The following is a 20,378-nucleotide window of genomic DNA, read 5'->3' as shown; positions in this document are numbered from 1 at the left end:
CGCCTTATTTGCGCTTGCGGAAATATACGTCGCCGCTTACTGATTCCAGGCGCACTGCGGGGCCGCTACTGCCTAGGGTGCCCCGCAGCTGATACCCCACAATGGGATTCTCCTTGCGGTTAGCGAAGGCAATTTCCTGATCGGTGTACACCTCGCCGGTAATGGTTTTGAAGGCCACATCGGCCCCTTTCTGCGGAGGCCAGCTTACATCTACAAATCCACTGATGGATTTTGCGTCGAGTGGTGCCGTAAGGCCATTTACTTCAATGTTGCCGCTAATGGTGTTCACGCGCACCGATACGCCAGCAGGTACGGCCACATCTACCTCCACCTTCAGGCATATGCCCCCGCCGTTCGATTTGCCGTTGTTCCAGTTGCCGCCCCAACGGCTCACTCCTTGCCCATCCGGGCAATTCGTTGCTTGGCTGCTTTGCACCATCTTTTCATCGAGAATTGAGGTAATGGTGAAGCCATCGGAAGACTTGTTGGAAGTTAATGTTACGGCCTCATTTAGTTGCCCACCGTTGATAGTGACAGTAGCGCGCAGCACCATCTCGGAGCCGCTGGCCGGATGCATTTTGATGGATGTGGCGTGTTTTAGCTCCAGGTTTAAGCGTTGCCCCGAGGACAAGGTGGCTTTTTGTTCGAGTACTTTTTGGGCGTAGGCACCCAGGCTGCTCAGTCCAAGCAGGACCGACAGCAACAGCAAGAAACGAAACATGGGAATGGTAGTAGAGGGGTGAAAGAATAGTATAGCGGCTCCTGATGGGCTATTTGGCTTTGCGCACGTACACGTCGCCGCTCACATTTTTCAGCGAGATAGAGGTGCCGCCTCCATTAATAGCGCCATTTAGCGTCTGGCCGCCAATTTGGGTGAGGCCACTGCCATTCGCTGGTTTCGGTAAGGCCATGTCAAAATCAGTGTATACCTCTCCGGATATGGTGCGCATCATGAGGGAGGCTTTCGTAGCCGCGGGCAAAGCCACATCAATAGCGCCACTGATGTTGGTGATGGCGCTAGGGCCACTGCCGAGGCTAGTGTAACGCACCGTAATGTCGCCGCTGGTGCTGCTGGCTACTACGGGGCCCGTTACGTTCAGCATCTTCACACTGGCGCTTTTCATCATCACCTCCAGCTTGCCTTGCAGGTTTTGTAGCACTACATCGCCACCGCCCCATTGCACTTCCCGGTACACCACATCGGCGGAACGCGGCACCCGAATAGTGTAGTGCCCTTCCTGCCGCGATGCTTTCACAATACGCACCGTGTTATTGGCTTCTTTCGTCACGGCCAGGCCCATGCGGGTATTGTCTTCGGCAGAGTTATACACTGCTCGTAGCCCTTCCGCGCGCTTGGGCAACTCTTCGGCCTTATCGCCTTTGATGATAATTTCATCGCCCTCGTAGCCTTCCACCGTTACCTCACTGCTGCGTTGCATTTCGATAACGACTTTACGGTCTTTGCCGCCGAGCTTGGTGCGGTATTCTTGGGCTTGCGCTGCGGAACTAGCTAGTAGCAAGCTGATAAACAGAAGAATTGTATGCTTTTTCATGAGAAAGAGTCCGTTACGGATGTGCGGTGGATTAGCCATCAGGAGCCGCGGACTCCGAGGGCTGCCCCCACGCCATATGGGAGAAGTAGGAAAAGGTTAAATCAGGATACTGAGGCCCTGGCGGGCTTGGTCGCGCACGGCAGGTAGCGCATCGGGGCGCTGCGAGAGGCGCTTAAGCTGGGGCACGGCTTGTTTGTCGCGCAGCTTCACGAGCAGCTCAATCAGCGTAATCTGCACGTTGGGGTCGGTTTGTACGGGCAGAGCCTGCACCAGCGCCGGGGCTACCAGCGAGTCGGCCCGCAGATTGTAGAGCGCTTCAGCCGCCGCCAGCCGCACGTTGGGGTTGGGGTCAGAGTTCAGCGTATTGATGAGCACGAGCACGGTGGGGTCGCCGGGGCGAGAAGTGCCCGATGCTTCACTGACCATCTGAATGCGGTGGCTGGCCGTTGCCGGTTGCTGGCTGGCGGCCGTAAGGCGGGCGGCCAGGCTTTGGGCTTGCATATCCGGCGAAACAGCTAGTACAGGCGCGCCGGGCCGGCTCAACAGCAGCCCAATTACAGTGCCTACGGCAAGCAACGCTATACTGGCCGCTATGCGCAGCCACATAACCGTATTGGATGCCGCCGCACTAGAGGCTGCGTGCAGGGGCACTACTTTCGCTTCGTGCGGCTGCGCTGGGGCTGCTACAGGCAGGCGTGCTTTTTCAGCGGCCAGTATGGCTTGAAAGTCGTCGCGCAGACCCATGGGCGGCATTACGGGCGGCAAGTCATCAATGGCCGTGAGCAGAGTGCTGTATTGCGAGGCCCGCTCTTGGCACACTGGGCATTGGGCTAGGTGTGCTGCCACCTGCGCCCGCTCGGCGGGGGGCAGGGTGCGGGCCGCATAGTCCATCAGCAACGGCTCTAGCTCAGAGCAGTCGGGCGGTGTGGGCTGGTGGTTTTCGGGGGTAAACATCACGAGGTAGTCGGAATATCAGCTGAAGTAAATTTTGCGCAAGGCCTCCAGGGCCCGGTGCGCTTTCACGCGGGCGGCTCCTTCTGAGCAGCCTAGCATCTCTCCTATCTCGGCGTAATCAAAGCCCTGGAAGCGGTGCAGCACTAGTATTTCGCGCTGCGCAGCAGGTAGCAGGGCTAAGGCTTCCTGCACATCCTGTCCATCGTAGGTGGCCGCTACACCGGCCATGGCAGCGCGGCGCATGGTAGGCGTCCGTTCGGCCATTTCTAGGTCGGCGGCCGGCACGTGGTGCTTTTTCCAGTGGTCGGCGTACACGTTGCGAGCGAGCTGGTAAATCCAGGCCCGGAAGGGGTACGTGGGCTGGTAGCTGGTGCGGTATTTCATAATGCGCAGAAACACATTTTGCACCAAGTCCTGGGCCGTGTCAGGGTCATTGGTCAACCGTAGCAGGAAACCAAACAGCAGCCCCTGATAGCGCTCAAACAGCGTGGAAAGCTGGTCGAGGTCGTTGTCACGGACTTGCTCCATCAGGGTTTCGTCGCTGGGGCTTTGCACGGGAGTAGTAGGAGCGTTTGCGGGAGAGTTGTGAGGGGTACCGCCAGGTTTGCTATTCGTTACAGAGGTAGTAAAATATTTTTCAGGTTGCCATAAATGCCAAGCGGCTCCGCAGTGCCAGGCACCACGGAGCCGCTTGGCTCATTGCGTATTTCGATAAAATCAGGCCTAGCTGCGCCGGCGCTCCAACGTCACGCGGGCGCGGTGGCAGATGCCGCCCAGCGGTGGGTTAAACTTCGAAACGCTGACGCGTACGCTCTCGATGTAGGGGAACTCTTCCAGCACCCGGTCCATCACGCGGTGGCCAATGTGCTCGAGCAAGCGCGCGGGCGCCAGCATTTCCTCCGTCACTACCCGATACAGCACTTCATAGTTAACCGTCTCGCGCAGCTGATCTGTGGTGCCGGCCGCATGCAAGTCGGTGTCAATGTATAGGTCGACGCCGTATTTGTTGCCGATTTTCTGCTCCTCGTCGTAGTAGCCGTGAAAGGCAAAAAACTCCATTCCTTCCAGTGCAATCTGGCCCATGTAGTTCGGTAGTGAAAGTGTGAGGTGGTGAGTTGCTAGGGCTGCATGGCGCCCGAACCCTTAGTGAAGAGGTTGAAGCGCGAAGGCACCCTAGGCCCTAGGCCCGAGCAAAACTGCCCGGCACCTACAAAACAACAAAGCCTACCCCGAAAGGCAGGCTTTGTGTGTGCTTAAATTTCTGCAAGCGGCTTACAGCTCATCAAAAAACGACTTTTCGCTGAGAGTTGCGGCGGCCGCCATGCCGGGCTGGCCCGGGTGCGTGGCGGGCGAAGGCTGTGCAATTTCTGGGTGGTTGGGGCCAATGGGCTGAATATCCGGGGCGGTTGGCTCTACACGCGGGGAGTGCGGATCGGGCACCTGCGAAGGTGCCGGCGGATCGATGTGGGGCGCGGGCGAAATACCGGGGTTTTCGCGGGGGGCACCAGGGCGCTCAATTTCAGGGCCAGGCGCCTGAGCCGGCGCACCGGGGTCGGGCTGTTGGCCGGGCTTGGGATTGTAGCCGGTGGTAGTAGCCATATCAGGAGCAGCAGGGCGCTCAGAAGCTGAAACAGAGCCGCCCAGGATAGCTGCGGAACCGCCGGCAATAGCCGCGGCAGAAGAAGTGGAAGCAGTGCTAACGTACATGGCAGCGTCGGGTTTAGGTGAGTCATCCGCAGGAGTGTGCGGACGGTTCACTTTTACGCTAGCCGCGCGCGAAAGGATAGCGGCGGTGCTGGCTTTTGGCCGGTTGCGGGCTTTTTCTACTTTATCCAGCGCATCAGACGCCAGGTTGTGCAGGTCGCTGGTGAGTCCATCAAGCAGGCGCTCCAGCCGGTGGCACTCCTGGCCCAGGCCGTTTACTTCCCGCTGCATATCGGTCACTGTCCGCTCGGCTTGCTGGTAGGCATCCTCTACCACCGTGCGGGCTTTCTGTCGGGCATCGGCTAGTAGTTGCTCGGCCTGCAACTGGGCTTCCCGGATACGGAGCTGGGCATCGCGCTGGGCTTGCTCCGTAATGCTGTTGCCGGTATCCTCGGCGGTTTTGAGGGTGCGGTACAGGCTGGTTTCTACCTCGCGCATCTTGCTTACCTCCTGCGTAGCGTGCTCCAGTTTCAGGCGCAGCTCGCGGTTTTCATCGCCCATCCGCTCCCACTGCTGCGAAAGCGTTTGCAGGAAAGCTTGTACTTCGTCTTTGTCGAGGCCCCGGAAGGCTTTTTCAAAGGTTTTCTGCCGAATATCGAGGGCGGTGATTTTCATGATCAATAAGCAGTAAGCACTGAGGACAGAGGAAGTACCGGCAGCTGATGGCAATCAACTTCGACCCTTGCTCACTCCTCGTCTCTCAGTTGTAGTTGCCAAACGGCAAGGCTGCGGTCGTCGCTACACGAAACTAGCCTATTCTGCCTTCCCGGCCAAAATAACTTGTTTACGGAAGTTCCGTGGCCCGCATGCCGCGCCCGGTCTACTACCCGCAGCAGCTCCCACGACTCGGCATTCCAGAGCTTAATGCTTTTATCCATGCTGCAGGTAGCCAGCAGCAGCCCATCGGGCGAAAACGCCAGGTGGTTGATAGTAAACATGTGCGCTACAATGCTGCGGTGTTCTTGATATTCCGCTGCTACATCCCAGATGCGTAGGTGAGCATCGCGGCCCGCCGTGAGCAGGTAGCGCCCATCGGGCGAGTAGGCGCAGGTAAACACGGAGTTGGTAGCGCCCTGAATCCGTTGTTTTATCTGCATTGAGGCGGTATCCAGCACATGCACCTGCCAATCGGAGCCGCCAATAGCCAGCTCACCCCGTTCTTCGTGCAGGGCCAGGCAGCGCAGGCTTTTCTCGGAGATGCGCAGCAGCGTTTCTACCTTGAAATCAGAGGTGCGCAACACGGCCAGCGTACCGTCGCCGAGGGCAACGTATAGGCGTTGCTGGGCTGCGGAGTGCACTATGTCGAAGATGGCGGCCGGAGGCAGAGCCGTAGCAAATACCAGCTTTTTTTCGGCCAGATCAATAGCCTGTACCCCTTGAAAATTGTGACCCAGCACCAGCAAATTGCGCTCCGGCAGGTGCAGCAGCGCATACACCGAGTTTTCAACTTTAGCTACTAGCTCCCCATCCTGCTCCTCGGCCGCGTTGCGCCAGGCCGCTACCATGCCATCGGCGCCAGCAGAATAGAACACCTTCTCCCCCACTGTGCCGGCTAGTGTGTACACACAGTCGCGGTGGCCGGTGAGGCTGGCGAGTTTCTGGACTTGGGGGCGCGGAAGTGACGACAAGATGAAATAGGCTGTAACGTGGGACTAGGGGTACCGGAAGCGCAAAGGTACGCGGCCCAACGTAGTTGAAGGTGGCAATCCTACGGTTCGGTTTACAGCAGATGCACGGGTAGTAAAGTATTTTCAGCGGCATACTACCTACTAGGCCTGCACAACGTCGCAACTGTAGCAGGTTGAGGTGGCTGGGCCTATCTTTACTTTTCTGTATTGCTTCTTCTGCTTATTTCTGCTCAGTGCCGCTTCACTCGCTTTCCCCAGTTTCTCAAACGTGCTTACTAGGTCTCTGGCACCTCACCGAGTCAGCCGAGGAACTATGGCCCGCCCTACCCGCGCAGGCACATTACCTAGCTCGGTTTCCGGATGGGCGCGATGCGCTGCGGGCGCGGCAATGGTTAGCGGGACGTGTACTGGTGCACCAATTGCTGCGGGAACTAAACGATGCGCCTGCTACCCTCGCCAATGACGTAAACGGACGGCCGTACTTGCAGGAGCTGCCTGATTTTGGCGTTTCGCTCTCCCACTCCGGCGAGTGGGTTGCCGCAGTAGTTTCCACGCACGCAGCGGTTGGCACAGATATTGAACTGGTTCGCACCAAAGCGCAAAAGTTGGCTCGCCGGTTTCTATCGGAAACGGAGCAGGCCAACGCCGGCGATGATGCAGTGAAATATAGTCTCTACTGGAGTGCCAAGGAGACGCTTTATAAGCTGCATAATCGGCGGGGCCTGGTGTTTAAAGAGCAATTATTGCTCGATCCGTTTGAGCTGCGGGAGGCTGGTGTTTTGACGGGACACTTGCTGCTCGAAAACTCCCGCAGCCAACACCAGATTCACTATTCTTACCCCAGTCCGGGCTACGTACTCACGTATGCCGTAGGTGAAGTGGTGAAAGTGTAGCATGCCGAGGAAGCCGCTGTGCCTGCGGCGGCTCTCTCTTGTTTTCGTTACCGTTTTCTCATCTTGCCAGTCACCATTTCACTTTTCTTCCGCATGTCTCTTCGCCGCATTTCCATTCTAACTGCCGCCGCCCTGTTGTTTTGCACTGTGGCAGTAGGTGTAGCCCGCGCGCAAGGCAGCCGCTCCGTCTCTGATTTCAGCCTCAAAAACAGCGCGAACACCGAAGTAGCCCTGAAAAGTTACGCCAGCAGCAAGGCCGTAGTGGTGGTGTTCGTGAACCCAACTTGTGCCTTCTCTAAGCTGTACCAAAACCGACTGAACGCGCTGAGCGCTGAGTATGGGGCAAAAGGCGTGCAGTTTCTGTTCATCAATACTCCCATTAATCTGGAAGCCAGCGCCGCAGACTCCGACACGGAAAAGCTGAAGGTAAAAACCCTAGGCGCTGACCTGCCCTTGCTGACTGACGAGAGCCAACAAGTAAGCACCCTGCTTGGGGCCACCAAAACCCCGGAGGTAGTGCTGCTCCAGCCCACCGCCGATGGGTTTGCCGTGCGCTACAAAGGTGCCATTGACGATAACCCCCAGGTAGAAGGCTACGTGAAGGAGCGCTACCTGGCCCAGGCCCTCAACAACGTGCTAGCCGGCCGCCCCGCCGGCGTGGCTGATAAGCGCGCCGCTGGCTGCCTGATCAAGAAATTTTAAGGGTTAGCCACCATTACTACCCTAGTAAAATGTACAAACCCCTGACTACATGGAGTAGTCAGGGGTTTGTACATTTTACTAGGGTAGTGTTTTAGCGCAACCTACTCGGCGTCGGGGTCTTGTTGGCTATCGGTAGTGGGGCCGGCTTCATCGGTTAAGATGGCGAGCAAGGTGGCTACCTCGGCTGCTTTGCTAGGCTCCTGTAGCTTCTCAAAGCTTAGTTGCAGGTTGCGCAGGGCCCGGCGCACAATATCAATGTGCGAGCAGGGCTCAAAGAACATTTCGTTGGGCGTCAGGTTCAGTTGCCCGATGTAGTGCTCAATATCAGTGCGCGAAAGCACCAGGCCCCGGTTGTAGCAATTGATGTAGAAGGGCTCCAGCGGAGGATCGAGCTTATACGTCAGCACAAACAGGTTCGGCAGGTTCACGCCAAACACCGGCAGCTTCAGGCGCTGGGCCACCAGCAAGTAGATCACGCACAGCGTGAGTGGATTGCCGCGGCGCGTTTCCAGCACCCGGTGCAGCATGGAGTTAGCCGGCGAATGAAAGTTTTGGGTGTTAGCGGCAAACTTGTGCGTCCGGAACAGGACGTAGTTAAGGGTCTGAACCTGGTCGGCGGGGTGCATTTCCGGTTGCAGCAGCGTCCAGGCTTCAAACCGCAGCTGCTCAATGGCGCGGTTCAGCACCTGAAAATCAGCATCAGGGTACTGATACGAATTCAGGAGCCACATGCCTTCCAGCAAGTTTTCGCCGCCCGACTCGCGCCACACACGTAGGCGCTGCTGCAACCCCTCGAACTGCAGATGGTGGATCAGATCCTCCAAGCGTTGCTGCTGCTGCGAGTCCAGCGTTTCTTCCCACGACTCTTCCAGAAACGGAATGATGCTCTCGCCCAGCGTCTGGATTTTCTCCTGAATATGCGGGGCAATTTCCGGGTCGTCGAGCAGGGAGATAAGGGCTTTAATCTCTTTGTTGGTCATGTAGCAGATCGGCCGGGAGCCGAGTAGGCTACCAGGTGTACGGGAAGAGGCAAATAAAAGCATCTGACGCGGTTTTGCCGTCGTCGGTTGCCAAGAATTAACATATTCCCTAGGTGATATTGTTCAACCAACCGGCCTTATTCGTCCTCGAGGGCTAGTAGAGGTGCATTATAGCCGCCTTTATCGCTGAGTACTAGCCTCCTGCCAGGCCGCAACCGCCGCATTCCGCCGAGGAAGCCAGCCCAACGAAAGTCTATATATTCGAGTGCGTAACAGCTACCATACCTGTTTTTCACTAGGCATTCCTGCACCTAAACAGCTAGGCGAACTGCCTGCTTACTTTAGGTAGGCGCTCACCGGCACCACTTTGTAAGCCGGATCATTGGCAAATATTTTGGGCAAGGTGGCAGCGTGGCGCTGCCCCATAATCACCAGAATACGCTTGCCTTTTTCGCGCAGTTGGGTGGTCAAAATGTTCGAATATATTTTCAGGTCTCGCTCCTTGAAGATGGAAATATATTCGGCCCCGATGTACTGCTTGTTCACATACGCTGTGTCTACGTACTGCGCCGGCGGGTTGGTAAACTTGCCGTTTTTCACGCGCGCCGGATTCACGAACATCACCCGGTAAGTCCAGTCCAGCACCTCCGGATCGTTCATGAACAGTAGAAACTCACTGAGCGTCGCGTTGCCTTCCTTGAAACGGGTTTCCGCCTGCTTGCCTACATTCGAGAATTTAGCCGCGTCCGTCTGATACAGCTCAAAATTTTCCCCGCTAGTCAGGATGCGGTTCGATACGGCCTCGTAATAGTCAGCGGAAAAAAGGCGCGGGCGGTTTAGCATCTTACCTAGCCGGTAGCCAAACTGAAACCGTTCGGCCCGGCCATAGGGAATATCCTCCAGCTTCACCTTATCGGTTTTGTACAGAGTATAGAGGCTATCCAGGCTGGATTGCTCCTCAGGGGTAGTTTCAATCATGATAATATCTGGATTGAACTTAGCCAGTTGCTTGATTACCTGGACTACCTCCTGCTGGCGCTGGGCACTAAACAAGTCGCCTTTGGGAAAACCCTTGTAAAACCCTTCCTGCCCGAAATGCGAGGAGCCCAGTATCATAATCTGCGCCTGCGCTTTGGGTTTGTCAGCGGCAATGGTTTTCACCACGGTTTTGTAGTCTTGCGCGTAGCTACCGGTAACAGCCACCAGGGCAAGTAGCGTGGTCAGCAGGCTCTTTCTCATTCGGGATAGTGTAAGTGGAGTTAGGACAGAAAGGATATAGTAACGCAGTCGCTGACGTACGCAAGCGCAGGAAGAATTATTGCGTAGCCCCCAGTGCAGCAACAAGCTACTACACTTGGGGCGGTGTGGTGTTCAGGTAGTCGTCGGTGAAGTGGGCTTTGTGCGGAGGCTGGGCAAACTTATCAGCGTTGAAAGCCGCCGAATTTCCGCGCGGAATGGAGAGGGACTGCCACGCTCCTGTCTGCACCATTTTGCCAATAAACACGATTTGCCCCACGTGGTAGGGGTAGTGCGCCAATTGCCGGTTGATGGCCTCTACCACCGAGTGCCCCTGGTTGCGGATGTACACGAGCTGGTCCCAGTTGGCGGGCGTCAGAGAATCTAGGGCCGCAAACAAGCACTGCCAGCCTTCTTCCCACTTAGCCAGCATGTCAGCACGGCTTTGGAGGTCGTTGTCGAATTCGGCTTCGCGCTGGCGCCACTCCTTTTCGCCATCCGTAGTCAGAAAATCCGTCCAGCGGGAGAGCATGTTGCCCCACAGGTGCTTCACAATGGTAGCAATACTGTTGCTTTCTGGGTTAACCTGCCAGAACAAAGCCTCGTCGGGCAGTTGACGAAAGGTGTTATCCCCAAGCAGCTTGTAGTACTCGAACTGCTTGCGGACACTGGTGAGGTAGTCGGTCGTCATGGCGGGGGTAGCAGAGGTTGAGATGACTGGTGGAATATAGCAGTCTTTCCGATTGCCTCAGCCGGTGCTTCCCTAGCCCAACAAACCAGCCAAACCCTTCACATTGAGCCGAGCGAATTTCCGGACCCGCTCAAACTTAGCCGTCGCCGCTTCCAGCTCCTCATCCTCGGGCTGCTTGGTAACCACGTGCGTGTGCAGCAGCTCAAATACTGAAGCCGCAATATCCATATAACCCAGAATGAGCAGATAGAGCTGCTTCTTTTCGTCCTCGGAATAGCCTTTGGTCCGGATGGCTTTTACCAACACATCTAGCTGCGCCGTTTCATCGGTGTACAAGTCGCGGAGGCTACGGCGGGCGCTTTGGTAATCGGCCTGCTGCTCTTCGGTTGCCGTGTGCAGCGCAAACGGAAACGCATCCACAAAGGCCGTGGCTTTCAGAAAGGTCTTCTCGGCACTGTACACCGCCGCTAAGTGCTTTTGTAGGCTGGTCCAGAGGCCGGTGCGGGCTTTATCAAAGGCGGAGATGGTGGCGTCAGTCACGAGTGGAAAGCTACTTGGGTGGAGGGCAAAGGTACGCGGCCTTGCTATGGGTTTGGCGATGCAGGCAGCCTAGTAGTAAAAACGAAAAGCGTGAGAATTACTTTCTCATGGCTTTTGGCGACACAGATAGCTGATACGTCTTCCCATCTTTGCCAAAGGCCCATACATTGCTTACGTCCCGCAACGTTAGATAGAGCTGGCCCTGCCGCACCTTCCGCCACAGTAATCGGTTCGCGTATTGCTTATCCTGTTTCTCAGATTCGGCGGTTGTAACGCACAATTTGGGTGTCCGGCGGTAAGAGCTTGCCATCAGTTCTCCTCTAACTGTACAGTAGCAAATCTCATAGCTACTTCGTCTTGAACTGAATGGTGTACTCCTGCCGCAGTGGGTAACCGTCCTTGGATTTAAAGCCGCGTGGTGTCACCACAAACTCGTACTCGTGGTTGGGCTGTAGCTCCACTTCGAGGGTAAAGGCGGTATGATCGGGGGAAAAGCCGACGGGTTTCTTCAGCGGGAAATACTCGTTGCCGCGTGGGCCTGGCGTAAAGGAAGTAGCATCGTCCATTTCCCGGTCGAAATGAATCACGAGCTCTTTCACGCTGGCATCCAGGGTAGCGCTGCCGCTGGTAGCCGGAGTGGTGCGCACTACCTGCGGTTGCCGGGCCGCAAACGCCGCTAGCAGTTCCGCCTTGTTCCAGCCCTCGGGGTAGTACCCTGACTGCTTCACGAACCGCTCCACAGCATCTGGGTTAGCGTACTCCAGCTCGATGATATCCTTGATGGCGTGCCGCTTGTTCTTGGCCTGTTTATAGTAGGCCTTGTTGATAGCGTAGCCCATAAAGTACCCCAAATCGGGGGTAGCGCTGTAGATGGCGCCGTTGTAGAGCCAGTGCGAGTACAGCGAGGAAAACATTTCCTGCTTGAAGGCTTCCCGCAACTCCTTTTCATGCGCGGCCCCGTAGGTGAGGTAACTGGCCCGCAACGGCTGGCGCATCACCAGTTCCGTCACAAAATCACAGGCACCTTCCTTCAGCGACTGGCCTAATAGGCTGGCATCTCCGCCATGCTGCTGGGTATGCACATACTCATGCACGTTCAAAGGCACGATGTTATCCAGCGTCTGCTCCTTAAGCACAGTTGCCAGCCACGGATTTTTAAACTCCGACACATCGGTTAGCGCAGTTCCCGTCGCTATTTCCGTCCCGATGAGCACCTTGTTTCCCTCTACGGTCCCACCTGAGCGCAGCCCGCCCACCGTGAAGTACATGCTGGCTTCCCGCAGCTCTGGGTAGAGCCGCTTGAACCGGCGGATGCTTTTCTCGATGTCCTTTGTTTGAGACTTCACCGCCAATGTATTCGGCCGGATAGACGCCCAATACTTTGGAAGCTGGTTGATCAAATCAACCCACAGCTCTGGTGAGTAGTCCCGCGCTTTCATGAACGCCACCAATCCTTCTGTGCCCGGCTTGATGTACAGATTGTTAATGTAGACCAGTTGCTTGGTCCGGTCTGTGGTGGTTTGGACGCTGTCATAGGCTACCCAGAAACGGTCAACATCCTCCGTAAAAACCTTTTGCTTGCTGGCAGACTGCCCTAAGGCCGATTTCATAGCGCCAGCCAATAGTAGCAGGCATAAGCTTTTCTTCATGTGTATAATGGTCTTAGCAGCCAGCAGCGAATAGTAGTAGTGACGCAAAATATATCTAGAAACTTACTAATGCTGACTACTCTAAAAAGCACGCGGCCCGCCGCACCAAGTGGTACATGCGGGCCGACAATGCCAACTTAAAAATTCACTATCTAGGCTCTATCTCACACCTGAATTACACCCACGTTGTAGGCTTTTTCAATGGGCGCGTGGTTGGCCATGCTAATGCCTTGAGAAATGACTTTGCGGGTTTCCAGCGGGTCGATGATGGCGTCTACCCAGAGGCGTGCTGCCGCATAGTAGGGCGAGAGTTGCTCGTCGTAGCGGGCTTTGATGCGGTCCAGCAGCTCCTTCTCGGCTTCGGGCGTGATGACTTCGCCTTTCGCTTTCAGAGAGGCCACCTGAATCTGGAGGAGGGTGTTAGCAGCGGCAGCACCACTCATTACGGCCAGCTGGGCCGTGGGCCAGGCCACAATCAGGCGCGGGTCGTAGGCCTTGCCGCACATGGCGTAGTTACCGGCGCCGTAGCTGTTGCCGATGATAACCGAGAACTTGGGCACTACGGAGTTGGCCATGGCATTCACCATCTTGGCCCCGTCCTTAATGATGCCGCCGTGCTCACTCTGCGAGCCCACCATGAAGCCCGACACATCGTGCAGAAACACCAGCGGAATGCGCTTTTGGTTGCAGTTCATGATGAAGCGCGCGGCTTTATCAGCGGAGTCCGAGTAGATGACGCCGCCCATCTGCATGGCGCCCTTTTTGGTCTTCACGATTTTGCGCTGATTGGCCACAATGCCCACGGCCCAGCCATCAATGCGCGCTAGTCCGCAAATCAGCGTCTGGCCATACAGGTCCTTGTAAGGCTCAAACTCCGAGTCATCTACCAAGCGGTTGATGATGTCCATCATGTTGTAGGGCTTCACCCGGTCGGCGGGCAGCAAGCCTAGTAGTTCCTGTGGGTTTTCCTTGGGTTGAGCGGGTGCTTTGCGCGAGAAACCAGCGGTAGCGTGGCCACCCAGCTTATCGAAGATATTCCGGATGTGGTCGAGGCACTCCTCGTCGTTCTGGAACTTATAGTCCGTCACGCCCGAAATTTCGGAGTGCGTGGTAGCCCCGCCTAGGGTCTCATTATCGATAGACTCCCCGATGGCCGATTTTACTAGGTAGGAACCTGCCAGAAACACCGAGCCCGTACCGTCTACAATCATGGCCTCGTCGCTCATGATGGGCAGATACGCGCCACCAGCCACGCAGGGGCCCATAATGGCAGCCAATTGCACAATGCCCATGCTGCTCATCACGGCGTTGTTGCGGAAGATGCGGCCGAAATGCTCCTTATCGGGGAAAATCTCGTCCTGCATGGGCAGATACACGCCCGCGGAATCGACGAGGTAAATAATGGGCAGCTTGTTTTCGATGCTGATTTCCTGGGCCCGCAGGTTCTTCTTGGCCGTAATCGGGAACCAGGCGCCGGCTTTCACGGTGGCGTCGTTGGCGACTATCACGCACTGGCGGCCCTGCACCCAGCCAATGACTACCACCACGCCGCCGCTGGGGCAGCCGCCTTCCTCCTGGTACATGCCCTCGCCGGCAAAGGCTCCTATCTCAACGGTTTCCGAGTCCTTATCGAGCAGGTACTCAATTCGCTCGCGGGCTGTTAGCTTGCCTTTGGCTTTGTGAGCTTCAATGCGCTTTTCGCCGCCACCAAGGTGCACTTTCTTAAGGCGCTGCTGCAGCTGAAAAGTTAGTTGCTTAATGCTGTCTTCGTTTTTGTTGAACTCGAGGTCCATGCGGGTGGGATGGGTAGTGTGGGTGGGAAAGGTGAAACAACAGGCAGATGAACAGGCACGTTTGGCGGCTGCCAGCACCTAGTAGCGCAGGCCAGAGCCAACATTAGCTGTTCACTACCTCCTGGTTTCACCACAAGAGGGAACAAAAAATCCGCCCCGAAAGGGGCGGATTCAAAGGTAATAGATTGCAGTAGTAGGGCCGCAGGCTATTTCACCGTGGTTTTAGCTTCCGTTTCTACGGTGCTGCCGTTGGGCTGTGTAGTAGTGGTTTCTACTTCCTGCTTGCTCTTTTTGGCCTTGCCACCGCCAAACACCGAGAAATGCACGTAGCGCTTGGGATTGGCCTGCAAGTCTTTAATCAGGGTATTGGAGCTGGCGGCCGTGGCGTTGAGGTTATTATAGAGTAACGTGTCGCTGATGAGCTTACCCAAAGAACCTTTCTGGTCGGTGAGGGAGCGGTTAAGCGTGGTCATGGTGCTTTGGGCTTCCGTCATGGTGGCGTTGAGCTTGCGCATGGCCGGGCCTACTGGTGCGTTCTTAAGTGAGTCGCTGAGCAGGGCAAAGTTGCTGGCAATCCGGTCGAACTTCGCACTGGTCTTATTCAGGTCGGATGTGAGGCGAGCCATGTTGGTGGTAATCTGGTTAATGTTGCGCTGGTTCATCAGCAGCAGGTTCTTTAGCGCCTCCGTGCTGCCCTGCGCATTTACCAAGGTAGCCTGCAGGCTCACTTTGGCATCTTTGCTCAGGAAGCTGTTCACTTTAATCAGTGTTGAGTCGACAGTACCCAACACCGGCAAAGCTTTGGCCTGGAACGCATCCGTAATGCTGGCTACTGTGTACGACTTCAGCTCTTGGCCGCCATCATACACCTTGGTATTTTTGCCCAGAAACAGCGTAATGGTTTTGGAGCCCAGCAGCGAGCCACTCAGACTAGCTACCGTTGAGTCGCCAACCGTCACGCCCTTCTGAAGCTCCACGGCTACCTTCACGCGGTTGCCTTCCTCGGGCAGCAGGCTCATTTCCTTTACCTGACCTACCTTGATGCCGTTGAGAATCACCGGATTGCCTATGGTCAGACCATCCACGTTATCATACTTGGCATAATACGTTCGGTCTGAAGAGAGCAGATTGCTTCCCTTCAGGAAGTTGAAGCCCACAACCAGCAGGGCAACAGCGACAATGCCCAGCAGGGCTACTTTGATTTCTTTCGACACGGAGTCAGCAGTTGATGAGAGAGGCGGGGCTAGTGGCCCGGTTACCCGAGCTGAAAGGGCTATTCGCCGGAATTTGCTTCCAACTCGTTCTTGTAGTCGCGGAAGGCCCGGTAAATACCCGAGGCCATATACGATTGCCCGGTTTTATCGTTCAGATACAATTCTTCCTGACGGTTAGTTAAAAATCCGGACTCAATCAGGACAGCCGGCATCGTTGATTTCCAGAGTACCAGAAAGCCAGCCTGCTTTACTCCTCGGGAAGGCCGCCCCACTGTAGTCCGGAACTGACGGTCGACTTGCTGAGCAAACCGAATGCTGTTTACCATGTGGGCGCTCTGGAACAGTGAAAACAGAATGTGGCTTTGCGGCGACGTCGGATCGAAGCCATTATAGCGCTCTTTGTAGTTTTCTTCCTGCAGAATTACCGAGTTTTCGCGCTTGGCCACGCTCAGGTTAGCATCCGTCTTGTGTGGGCCCATCGTCCAGACCTCGGTACCATAGGCGGAGGGGGCGCTGGCGTTGCAATGGACGGAGATGAACAGGTCGGCGTTGTGCTTGTTGGCTAGGCCGGCGCGGTCGGCCAACTCCACAAACACGTCGGTTTTGCGCGTGTACACCACCTTCACGTCGGGCATGTTTTCTTCAATCTGCTGCCCTAGGGCCAGAATGATTTTCAGAGCCACATCGGCCTCCCGGGCTTTTACACCCGCGCAGCCGCGGTCTTTGCCACCGTGCCCGGCATCCAACACTACGGTCCGGAGCTTATATTTATAGGGCGCCCGGCCGCCGGGCGCCGAAGCCCGCGGAGTGGAGAAACTAATAGAGCCGGCGAGAAATAACAGGGCCGCCGCGCCCAGAGCGACAATATTCCGCACGGAGTTCGTTAGTTGGGGTAGCGACCCGCTACCTTTGCAAACCGCCACAAAATAAACGATAAAAACTACGTGGCCTCATTCGCGCCTGTGATCCATTCATTATTGCGTGCATTATACCAGTTGCGTCAGCAGCCTTTGCTGCTCATCCTAGGGCTGAGCATAGGCCTAGTACGGCCCGGCTACAGCCAGCAACGGCCCCGTACAACTAATGTTCCGGCTGATGTACGGCCGGCGCCCCGCGTGGTTAACCCACCCCGCACAAATGCTCCGGTACGCGATACTACCCTCCTCTCCGGCGGCACCCCCGACTCGTTGAACGTAGCCGCTGGCGGCCGAAAAGGCGCTGTGGAATCAACGGTGAAATACAAGGCTCAGGACTCTATTCGGTTTGAGGTCCAGAACAAGCGCGCTATACTCTACGACAAGGCCAACGTGGATTATGGCGACATGAACCTGAAGGCCGCCATTATAACCGTTGACTACAGCCGCAACATTGTAACGGCCGAGGGAGCGCCTGACTCGACGGGAAGAGTGCGGGATAAGCCCGTGTTCAAGCAAGGCGCCGAAACCTACCAGGCCGGCCGCATCGACTACAACATCAAATCAAAGCGAGGCCGGATTACGGATGTAGTAACGCAGCAGGGCGAAGGCTACATTCATGCCGAAACCATCAAGAAGAATAACCGCAACGAGCTCTTTGGCCTGCACGGGCGCTACACCACCTGTAACCTCGAGCACCCTCACTTTTACATTAATGCCTCCAAGATGAAGGTGACCCCGGGCGAGAACGTCGTGACGGGTCCGTTCAACCTGGTAATTGGGGACATTCCGACGCCGCTGGGCTTTTTGTTCGGCTACTTCCCTACCCCTAAATCCAATAAAAGGGCTTCGGGCTTTATCATTCCTACCTTCGGGCAGGCTGCCGACCGGGGCTTTTTCCTGCGCAATGGCGGCTACTACTGGGCGGCCAACGAGCACATTGGGGTACGCCTCACCGGCGACATCTACTCAGGTAATGCGGAGCGTTTCGGGGGCTGGCGCGGTACGGCTGAGATGCAGTACGTCACGCGCTACCGCTACAGCGGCCTGTTCACTTTTAATTACAGCTCGCAACCTACGGAGCGCCTGCTGGGCAGCACCGACGTAAACACAAACCCCACGTTTAACGTCCCGCGCTCATCACGCACCTTCCAGCTGGCCTGGAACCACACGCCGGTGGCACGCCCAGGGGGCGGGCGGTTTTCGGCCAACGTGAACGTGAGCAGCAACAACTATTTCCGGCAGAATAGCTACGATCCGCGCCAGTTCCTGACCCCGGCCTTCTCTTCTACTATCAGCTACTCTAAGCAACTCCGCAATGCGCCCATCAACTACGCCCTGCAGCTGAGCCAAAGCCAGAACACGCAGACCGGAACCATGGACTTTACGTTGCCCGACGTGACGGTAGGCGTGGCCCGGCAATATGTATACGAGCTGCTGGGGCTTGACCCGAAGCCCTTCTATCAGCAGCTAGCCTTTTCTTACGACCTAACTTATCAGAACCGCCTTACTAACTCCTTGCCTTCCCGGCAGATCAACGGCGGCGCTATTCCTCTGATTGGGGGCTCGAACTCCGTGACCTTGGTCCCGTTGCAGTTCTCAAACTTCTCGAAGCTGCTGCGAAACTCCCAGACGGGTATGCGCCACAACTTTGGCATAACGCTGGGCAACTACACGCTGCTGCGGCACTTCAACCTGAACCCGAGCGTGACCTACGGGGAAATCTGGTATTTCAAGAAGCTGGACTACCAGTACAACGAAACCGCGCAGGCAGTTAAGGTTGATACCATCCCGAGCTTCAACCGCCTTACTACCTACACGGCCGGCCTGAACCTGAGCACTAACTTCTACGGCACCATCAACCGGAAAGGCACCCGCAAGATTCAGGCGCTCCGCCACAAGGTTACCCCCAACTTCAGCTTCAGCTACGCGCCCGGCCCGCGGGCCAACAACCCGGCGTTTACCGGCCCCATTGAGCTGGCTGGCCTGCGTGATCCTTCTACCGGGCGGCTGTACTCGGAGGCGGAAACATACCAGGCCAACAATGGCTTTTTGTTTCCGCGCTTCAACGGGTTTCTGTATGGGGTACCCACGGCCAGCGAGGTGCGGCAGCTGAGCTTCTCGCTGCAAAACTCGGTGGAAATGAAGGTGCGCAACTCCAACGACACCACCGGCACTACCCCTTTTAACAAGGTAAGCCTCATTGATGGGCTTGACTTTAGCACCGGCTACAATTTTGCCGCAAACCGCCTGCGGCTGGCTCCGCTCAGTACTACGTTTCGGACGCAGGTAGCGCGCAAGCTGAACATTACCATCAACGGTAACTTCGATTTTTACCAGCGCGACTCGTCGGGCACCATTCGCAACAAGTTTCTGTGGCAGCAGAAGAATATTCGGCTGGCCCGCTTGGCTACGGCCAATGCCTCGCTTACCTACCAGTTTAACCCTAGCCAAGGCACGCGCAAATCCACCATTAAGCGAGATGCCGCGCCGGTGAATGACCCCACACTAGGTTCGCCCGACCGCCTAAACCCTTACGAGGATTACGTGGATTTCAATATTCCTTGGGAGCTGAACACCAGCTTCACGGCCTCCTACGCCGACCAGGGGCCCCTGCCCTCGCGGCCGGGCCGCATTCGCAACAGCCCGTATACGGCGGCCTCGCTGAACCTCAACGGCTCCGTAAAGCTCACCGAAACCATGCGCTTTGGCTTCAGCACCAACTACGACTTTGCCAACCAGACCATGGCCTTCACAACCCTGGATGTAACCAAAGACCTGCACTGCTGGCAGATAACGGGCAACTGGCGGCCCTTTGGTCAAACCCGCGGCTACTTTGTAACCATTGCAGCTAAGTCGTCGCTGCTGCAGGACTTGAAGCTGAGTCGCAACCGCACCTTCCTGAACTATTAACCGCAGCCTGGGCAGGTTTGGGCATGCAAGAGGGCTAGTAAAGGACGAAGCCGCCGCTATTTTCGGAAAATTCCGCAGCTTTGGCTTTCGGTAAGGCTGAGTTACTGCTGTAGTGGCCGCCGGTTTCCTCATTCATATGCTCCAAAGCTCCTAACAATGTCCCAGCACAAAGAAGTTAAGCTCGTGACCACGCACCAACTGCTGGCCATGAAGCAGCGCGGCGAGAAAATATCCATGCTCACGGCCTACGACTTCTCGATGGCGCAGATTCTGGACGGCGCGGGTGTGGATGTGCTGTTGGTAGGCGACTCAGCCTCGAACGTAATGGCCGGCCACGAGACGACGCTGCCTATCACGCTGGACCAGATGATCTATCATGCCCAGAGCGTGGTGCGGGCCGTGAAGCGGGCCTTTGTGGTGGTAGATATGCCGTTTGGTTCGTATCAGGGCAATTCGTCGGAAGCACTGCGCTCGGCTATCCGCATCATGAAGGAATCGGGTGGGCACGGTATCAAGCTGGAAGGCGGCGCCGAAATCAAAGACAGCATCACGCGCATTCTGACGGCTGGCATTCCGGTGATGGGCCACCTAGGGCTTACTCCGCAAAGTATTTATAAATTTGGCACCTACACGGTGCGGGCCAAGGAAGAAGCCGAGGCCCAGAAGCTGATTGAAGACGCGCTGCTGCTGGAGGAAATTGGCTGTTTTGCCCTGGTACTGGAGAAGATTCCATCTTCCCTGGCCAAGCAAGTAGCCGAAAAGCTTACTATTCCGGTTATTGGCATTGGTGCCGGGCCTGATGTGGACGGCCAAGTGCTGGTAGTGCACGATATGCTGGGCATCACCAAAGAATTCAAGCCTCGCTTTCTGCGTCGCTACGCCGAGCTCGGTGACCTGATGCACGACGCCGTACAGCGGTACATTCAGGACGTGAAGGCCCGCGAGTTTCCTACGCAGGACGAAGCATACTAGGCTACTTCAGAACAGCAAGTCTGCTTCGGGCGGGTAGGCCAC

Annotated in this window: 19 protein-coding genes; 4 read left to right on the top strand and 15 right to left on the bottom strand. The window is 56.4% G+C overall.

All coding sequences use genetic code 11. The features are described 5' to 3' along the window. Positions 1 to 4: 4 nt before the first annotated feature. From ACYVGU_RS18310 to ACYVGU_RS18280, 7 genes are all read right to left on the bottom strand, one after another. The gene (locus ACYVGU_RS18310) at positions 5 to 721 is read right to left on the bottom strand and encodes a DUF4097 family beta strand repeat-containing protein (protein WP_460623224.1); all 717 of its coding nucleotides are present in this window, start codon (positions 719 to 721) and stop codon (positions 5 to 7) included. Between the two features lie 49 nt (positions 722 to 770). Beyond that, positions 771 to 1,553, bottom strand: coding sequence for a DUF4097 family beta strand repeat-containing protein (locus ACYVGU_RS18305; protein ID WP_460623222.1), 783 nt, complete (start codon positions 1,551 to 1,553; stop codon positions 771 to 773). 96 nt (positions 1,554 to 1,649) lie between these two features. Further along, entirely contained in the window at positions 1,650 to 2,507 is an 858-nt protein-coding gene (locus ACYVGU_RS18300; RefSeq protein WP_460623405.1) for a HEAT repeat domain-containing protein, read from the bottom strand. Positions 2,508 to 2,525: 18 nt separating this feature from the next. After that, on the bottom strand, positions 2,526 to 3,062 hold the full coding sequence (locus ACYVGU_RS18295; protein WP_460614077.1) for an RNA polymerase sigma factor: 537 nt from the start codon (positions 3,060 to 3,062) through the stop codon (positions 2,526 to 2,528). Between the two features lie 168 nt (positions 3,063 to 3,230). Next, complete coding sequence (gene folB, locus ACYVGU_RS18290) at positions 3,231 to 3,590, bottom strand: dihydroneopterin aldolase (protein ID WP_460614076.1); 360 nt, start codon at positions 3,588 to 3,590, stop codon at positions 3,231 to 3,233. 189 nt (positions 3,591 to 3,779) lie between these two features. Then, entirely contained in the window at positions 3,780 to 4,826 is a 1,047-nt protein-coding gene (locus ACYVGU_RS18285; RefSeq protein WP_460614074.1) for a DivIVA domain-containing protein, read from the bottom strand. 71 nt (positions 4,827 to 4,897) lie between these two features. Beyond that, positions 4,898 to 5,839: a WD40 repeat domain-containing protein gene (locus tag ACYVGU_RS18280; RefSeq protein WP_460623221.1), complete on the bottom strand. Its 942-nt coding sequence runs from the start codon at positions 5,837 to 5,839 to the stop codon at positions 4,898 to 4,900. 233 nt (positions 5,840 to 6,072) lie between these two features. On the opposite strand from ACYVGU_RS18280, the gene ACYVGU_RS18275 reads away from it, so the two are divergent. Both ACYVGU_RS18275 and ACYVGU_RS18270 read left to right on the top strand, forming a co-directional pair. Beyond that, positions 6,073 to 6,732 (top strand): 4'-phosphopantetheinyl transferase family protein, encoded by a 660-nt coding sequence (locus tag ACYVGU_RS18275; RefSeq protein WP_460623220.1) that lies wholly within the window; start codon positions 6,073 to 6,075, stop codon positions 6,730 to 6,732. Between the two features lie 93 nt (positions 6,733 to 6,825). Beyond that, positions 6,826 to 7,434 (top strand): thioredoxin domain-containing protein, encoded by a 609-nt coding sequence (locus ACYVGU_RS18270; protein ID WP_460623219.1) that lies wholly within the window; start codon positions 6,826 to 6,828, stop codon positions 7,432 to 7,434. Between the two features lie 101 nt (positions 7,435 to 7,535). On the opposite strand, the gene ACYVGU_RS18265 is transcribed toward ACYVGU_RS18270, so the two are convergent. The 8 genes from ACYVGU_RS18265 to ACYVGU_RS18230 form a co-directional block, all read right to left on the bottom strand. Beyond that, the gene (locus ACYVGU_RS18265) at positions 7,536 to 8,414 is read right to left on the bottom strand and encodes a transglutaminase-like domain-containing protein (protein WP_460614070.1); all 879 of its coding nucleotides are present in this window, start codon (positions 8,412 to 8,414) and stop codon (positions 7,536 to 7,538) included. A 336-nt stretch (positions 8,415 to 8,750) separates the two neighbouring features. After that, complete coding sequence (locus tag ACYVGU_RS18260) at positions 8,751 to 9,653, bottom strand: DUF5694 domain-containing protein (protein ID WP_460623218.1); 903 nt, start codon at positions 9,651 to 9,653, stop codon at positions 8,751 to 8,753. A 109-nt stretch (positions 9,654 to 9,762) separates the two neighbouring features. Next, a complete protein-coding gene (locus ACYVGU_RS18255) occupies positions 9,763 to 10,341 on the bottom strand; it encodes a DUF1572 domain-containing protein (protein WP_460623217.1) in 579 nt (192 codons plus the stop codon). 72 nt (positions 10,342 to 10,413) lie between these two features. Continuing rightward, positions 10,414 to 10,881, bottom strand: coding sequence for a hypothetical protein (locus tag ACYVGU_RS18250; protein ID WP_460623216.1), 468 nt, complete (start codon positions 10,879 to 10,881; stop codon positions 10,414 to 10,416). A gap of 347 nt (positions 10,882 to 11,228) precedes the next feature. After that, a complete protein-coding gene (locus ACYVGU_RS18245; protein WP_460623215.1) occupies positions 11,229 to 12,491 on the bottom strand; it encodes an Ig-like domain-containing protein in 1,263 nt (420 codons plus the stop codon). A gap of 203 nt (positions 12,492 to 12,694) precedes the next feature. Then, a complete protein-coding gene (locus tag ACYVGU_RS18240) occupies positions 12,695 to 14,323 on the bottom strand; it encodes an acyl-CoA carboxylase subunit beta (RefSeq protein WP_460614065.1) in 1,629 nt (542 codons plus the stop codon). Positions 14,324 to 14,529: 206 nt separating this feature from the next. After that, positions 14,530 to 15,537, bottom strand: a complete 1,008-nt coding sequence (locus tag ACYVGU_RS18235; protein WP_460623214.1) for an MlaD family protein — start codon at positions 15,535 to 15,537, stop codon at positions 14,530 to 14,532. A gap of 59 nt (positions 15,538 to 15,596) precedes the next feature. Next, positions 15,597 to 16,412, bottom strand: a complete 816-nt coding sequence (locus ACYVGU_RS18230; RefSeq protein WP_460623213.1) for an N-acetylmuramoyl-L-alanine amidase family protein — start codon at positions 16,410 to 16,412, stop codon at positions 15,597 to 15,599. A 135-nt stretch (positions 16,413 to 16,547) separates the two neighbouring features. On the opposite strand from ACYVGU_RS18230, the gene ACYVGU_RS18225 reads away from it, so the two are divergent. Both ACYVGU_RS18225 and panB read left to right on the top strand, forming a co-directional pair. Further along, positions 16,548 to 19,364 carry a putative LPS assembly protein LptD gene (locus ACYVGU_RS18225; protein ID WP_460623212.1) on the top strand — a complete coding sequence of 939 codons (2,817 nt, stop codon included), beginning with the start codon at positions 16,548 to 16,550 and terminating at the stop codon, positions 19,362 to 19,364. 156 nt (positions 19,365 to 19,520) lie between these two features. Continuing rightward, positions 19,521 to 20,336 (top strand): 3-methyl-2-oxobutanoate hydroxymethyltransferase, encoded by an 816-nt coding sequence (gene panB / locus ACYVGU_RS18220; protein ID WP_460614061.1) that lies wholly within the window; start codon positions 19,521 to 19,523, stop codon positions 20,334 to 20,336. The last annotated feature ends 42 nt before the right edge of the window (positions 20,337 to 20,378 follow it).

This window comes from Hymenobacter tenuis, assembly GCF_054780495.1.
This window is presented reverse-complemented; position numbering and strand designations above follow the sequence as displayed.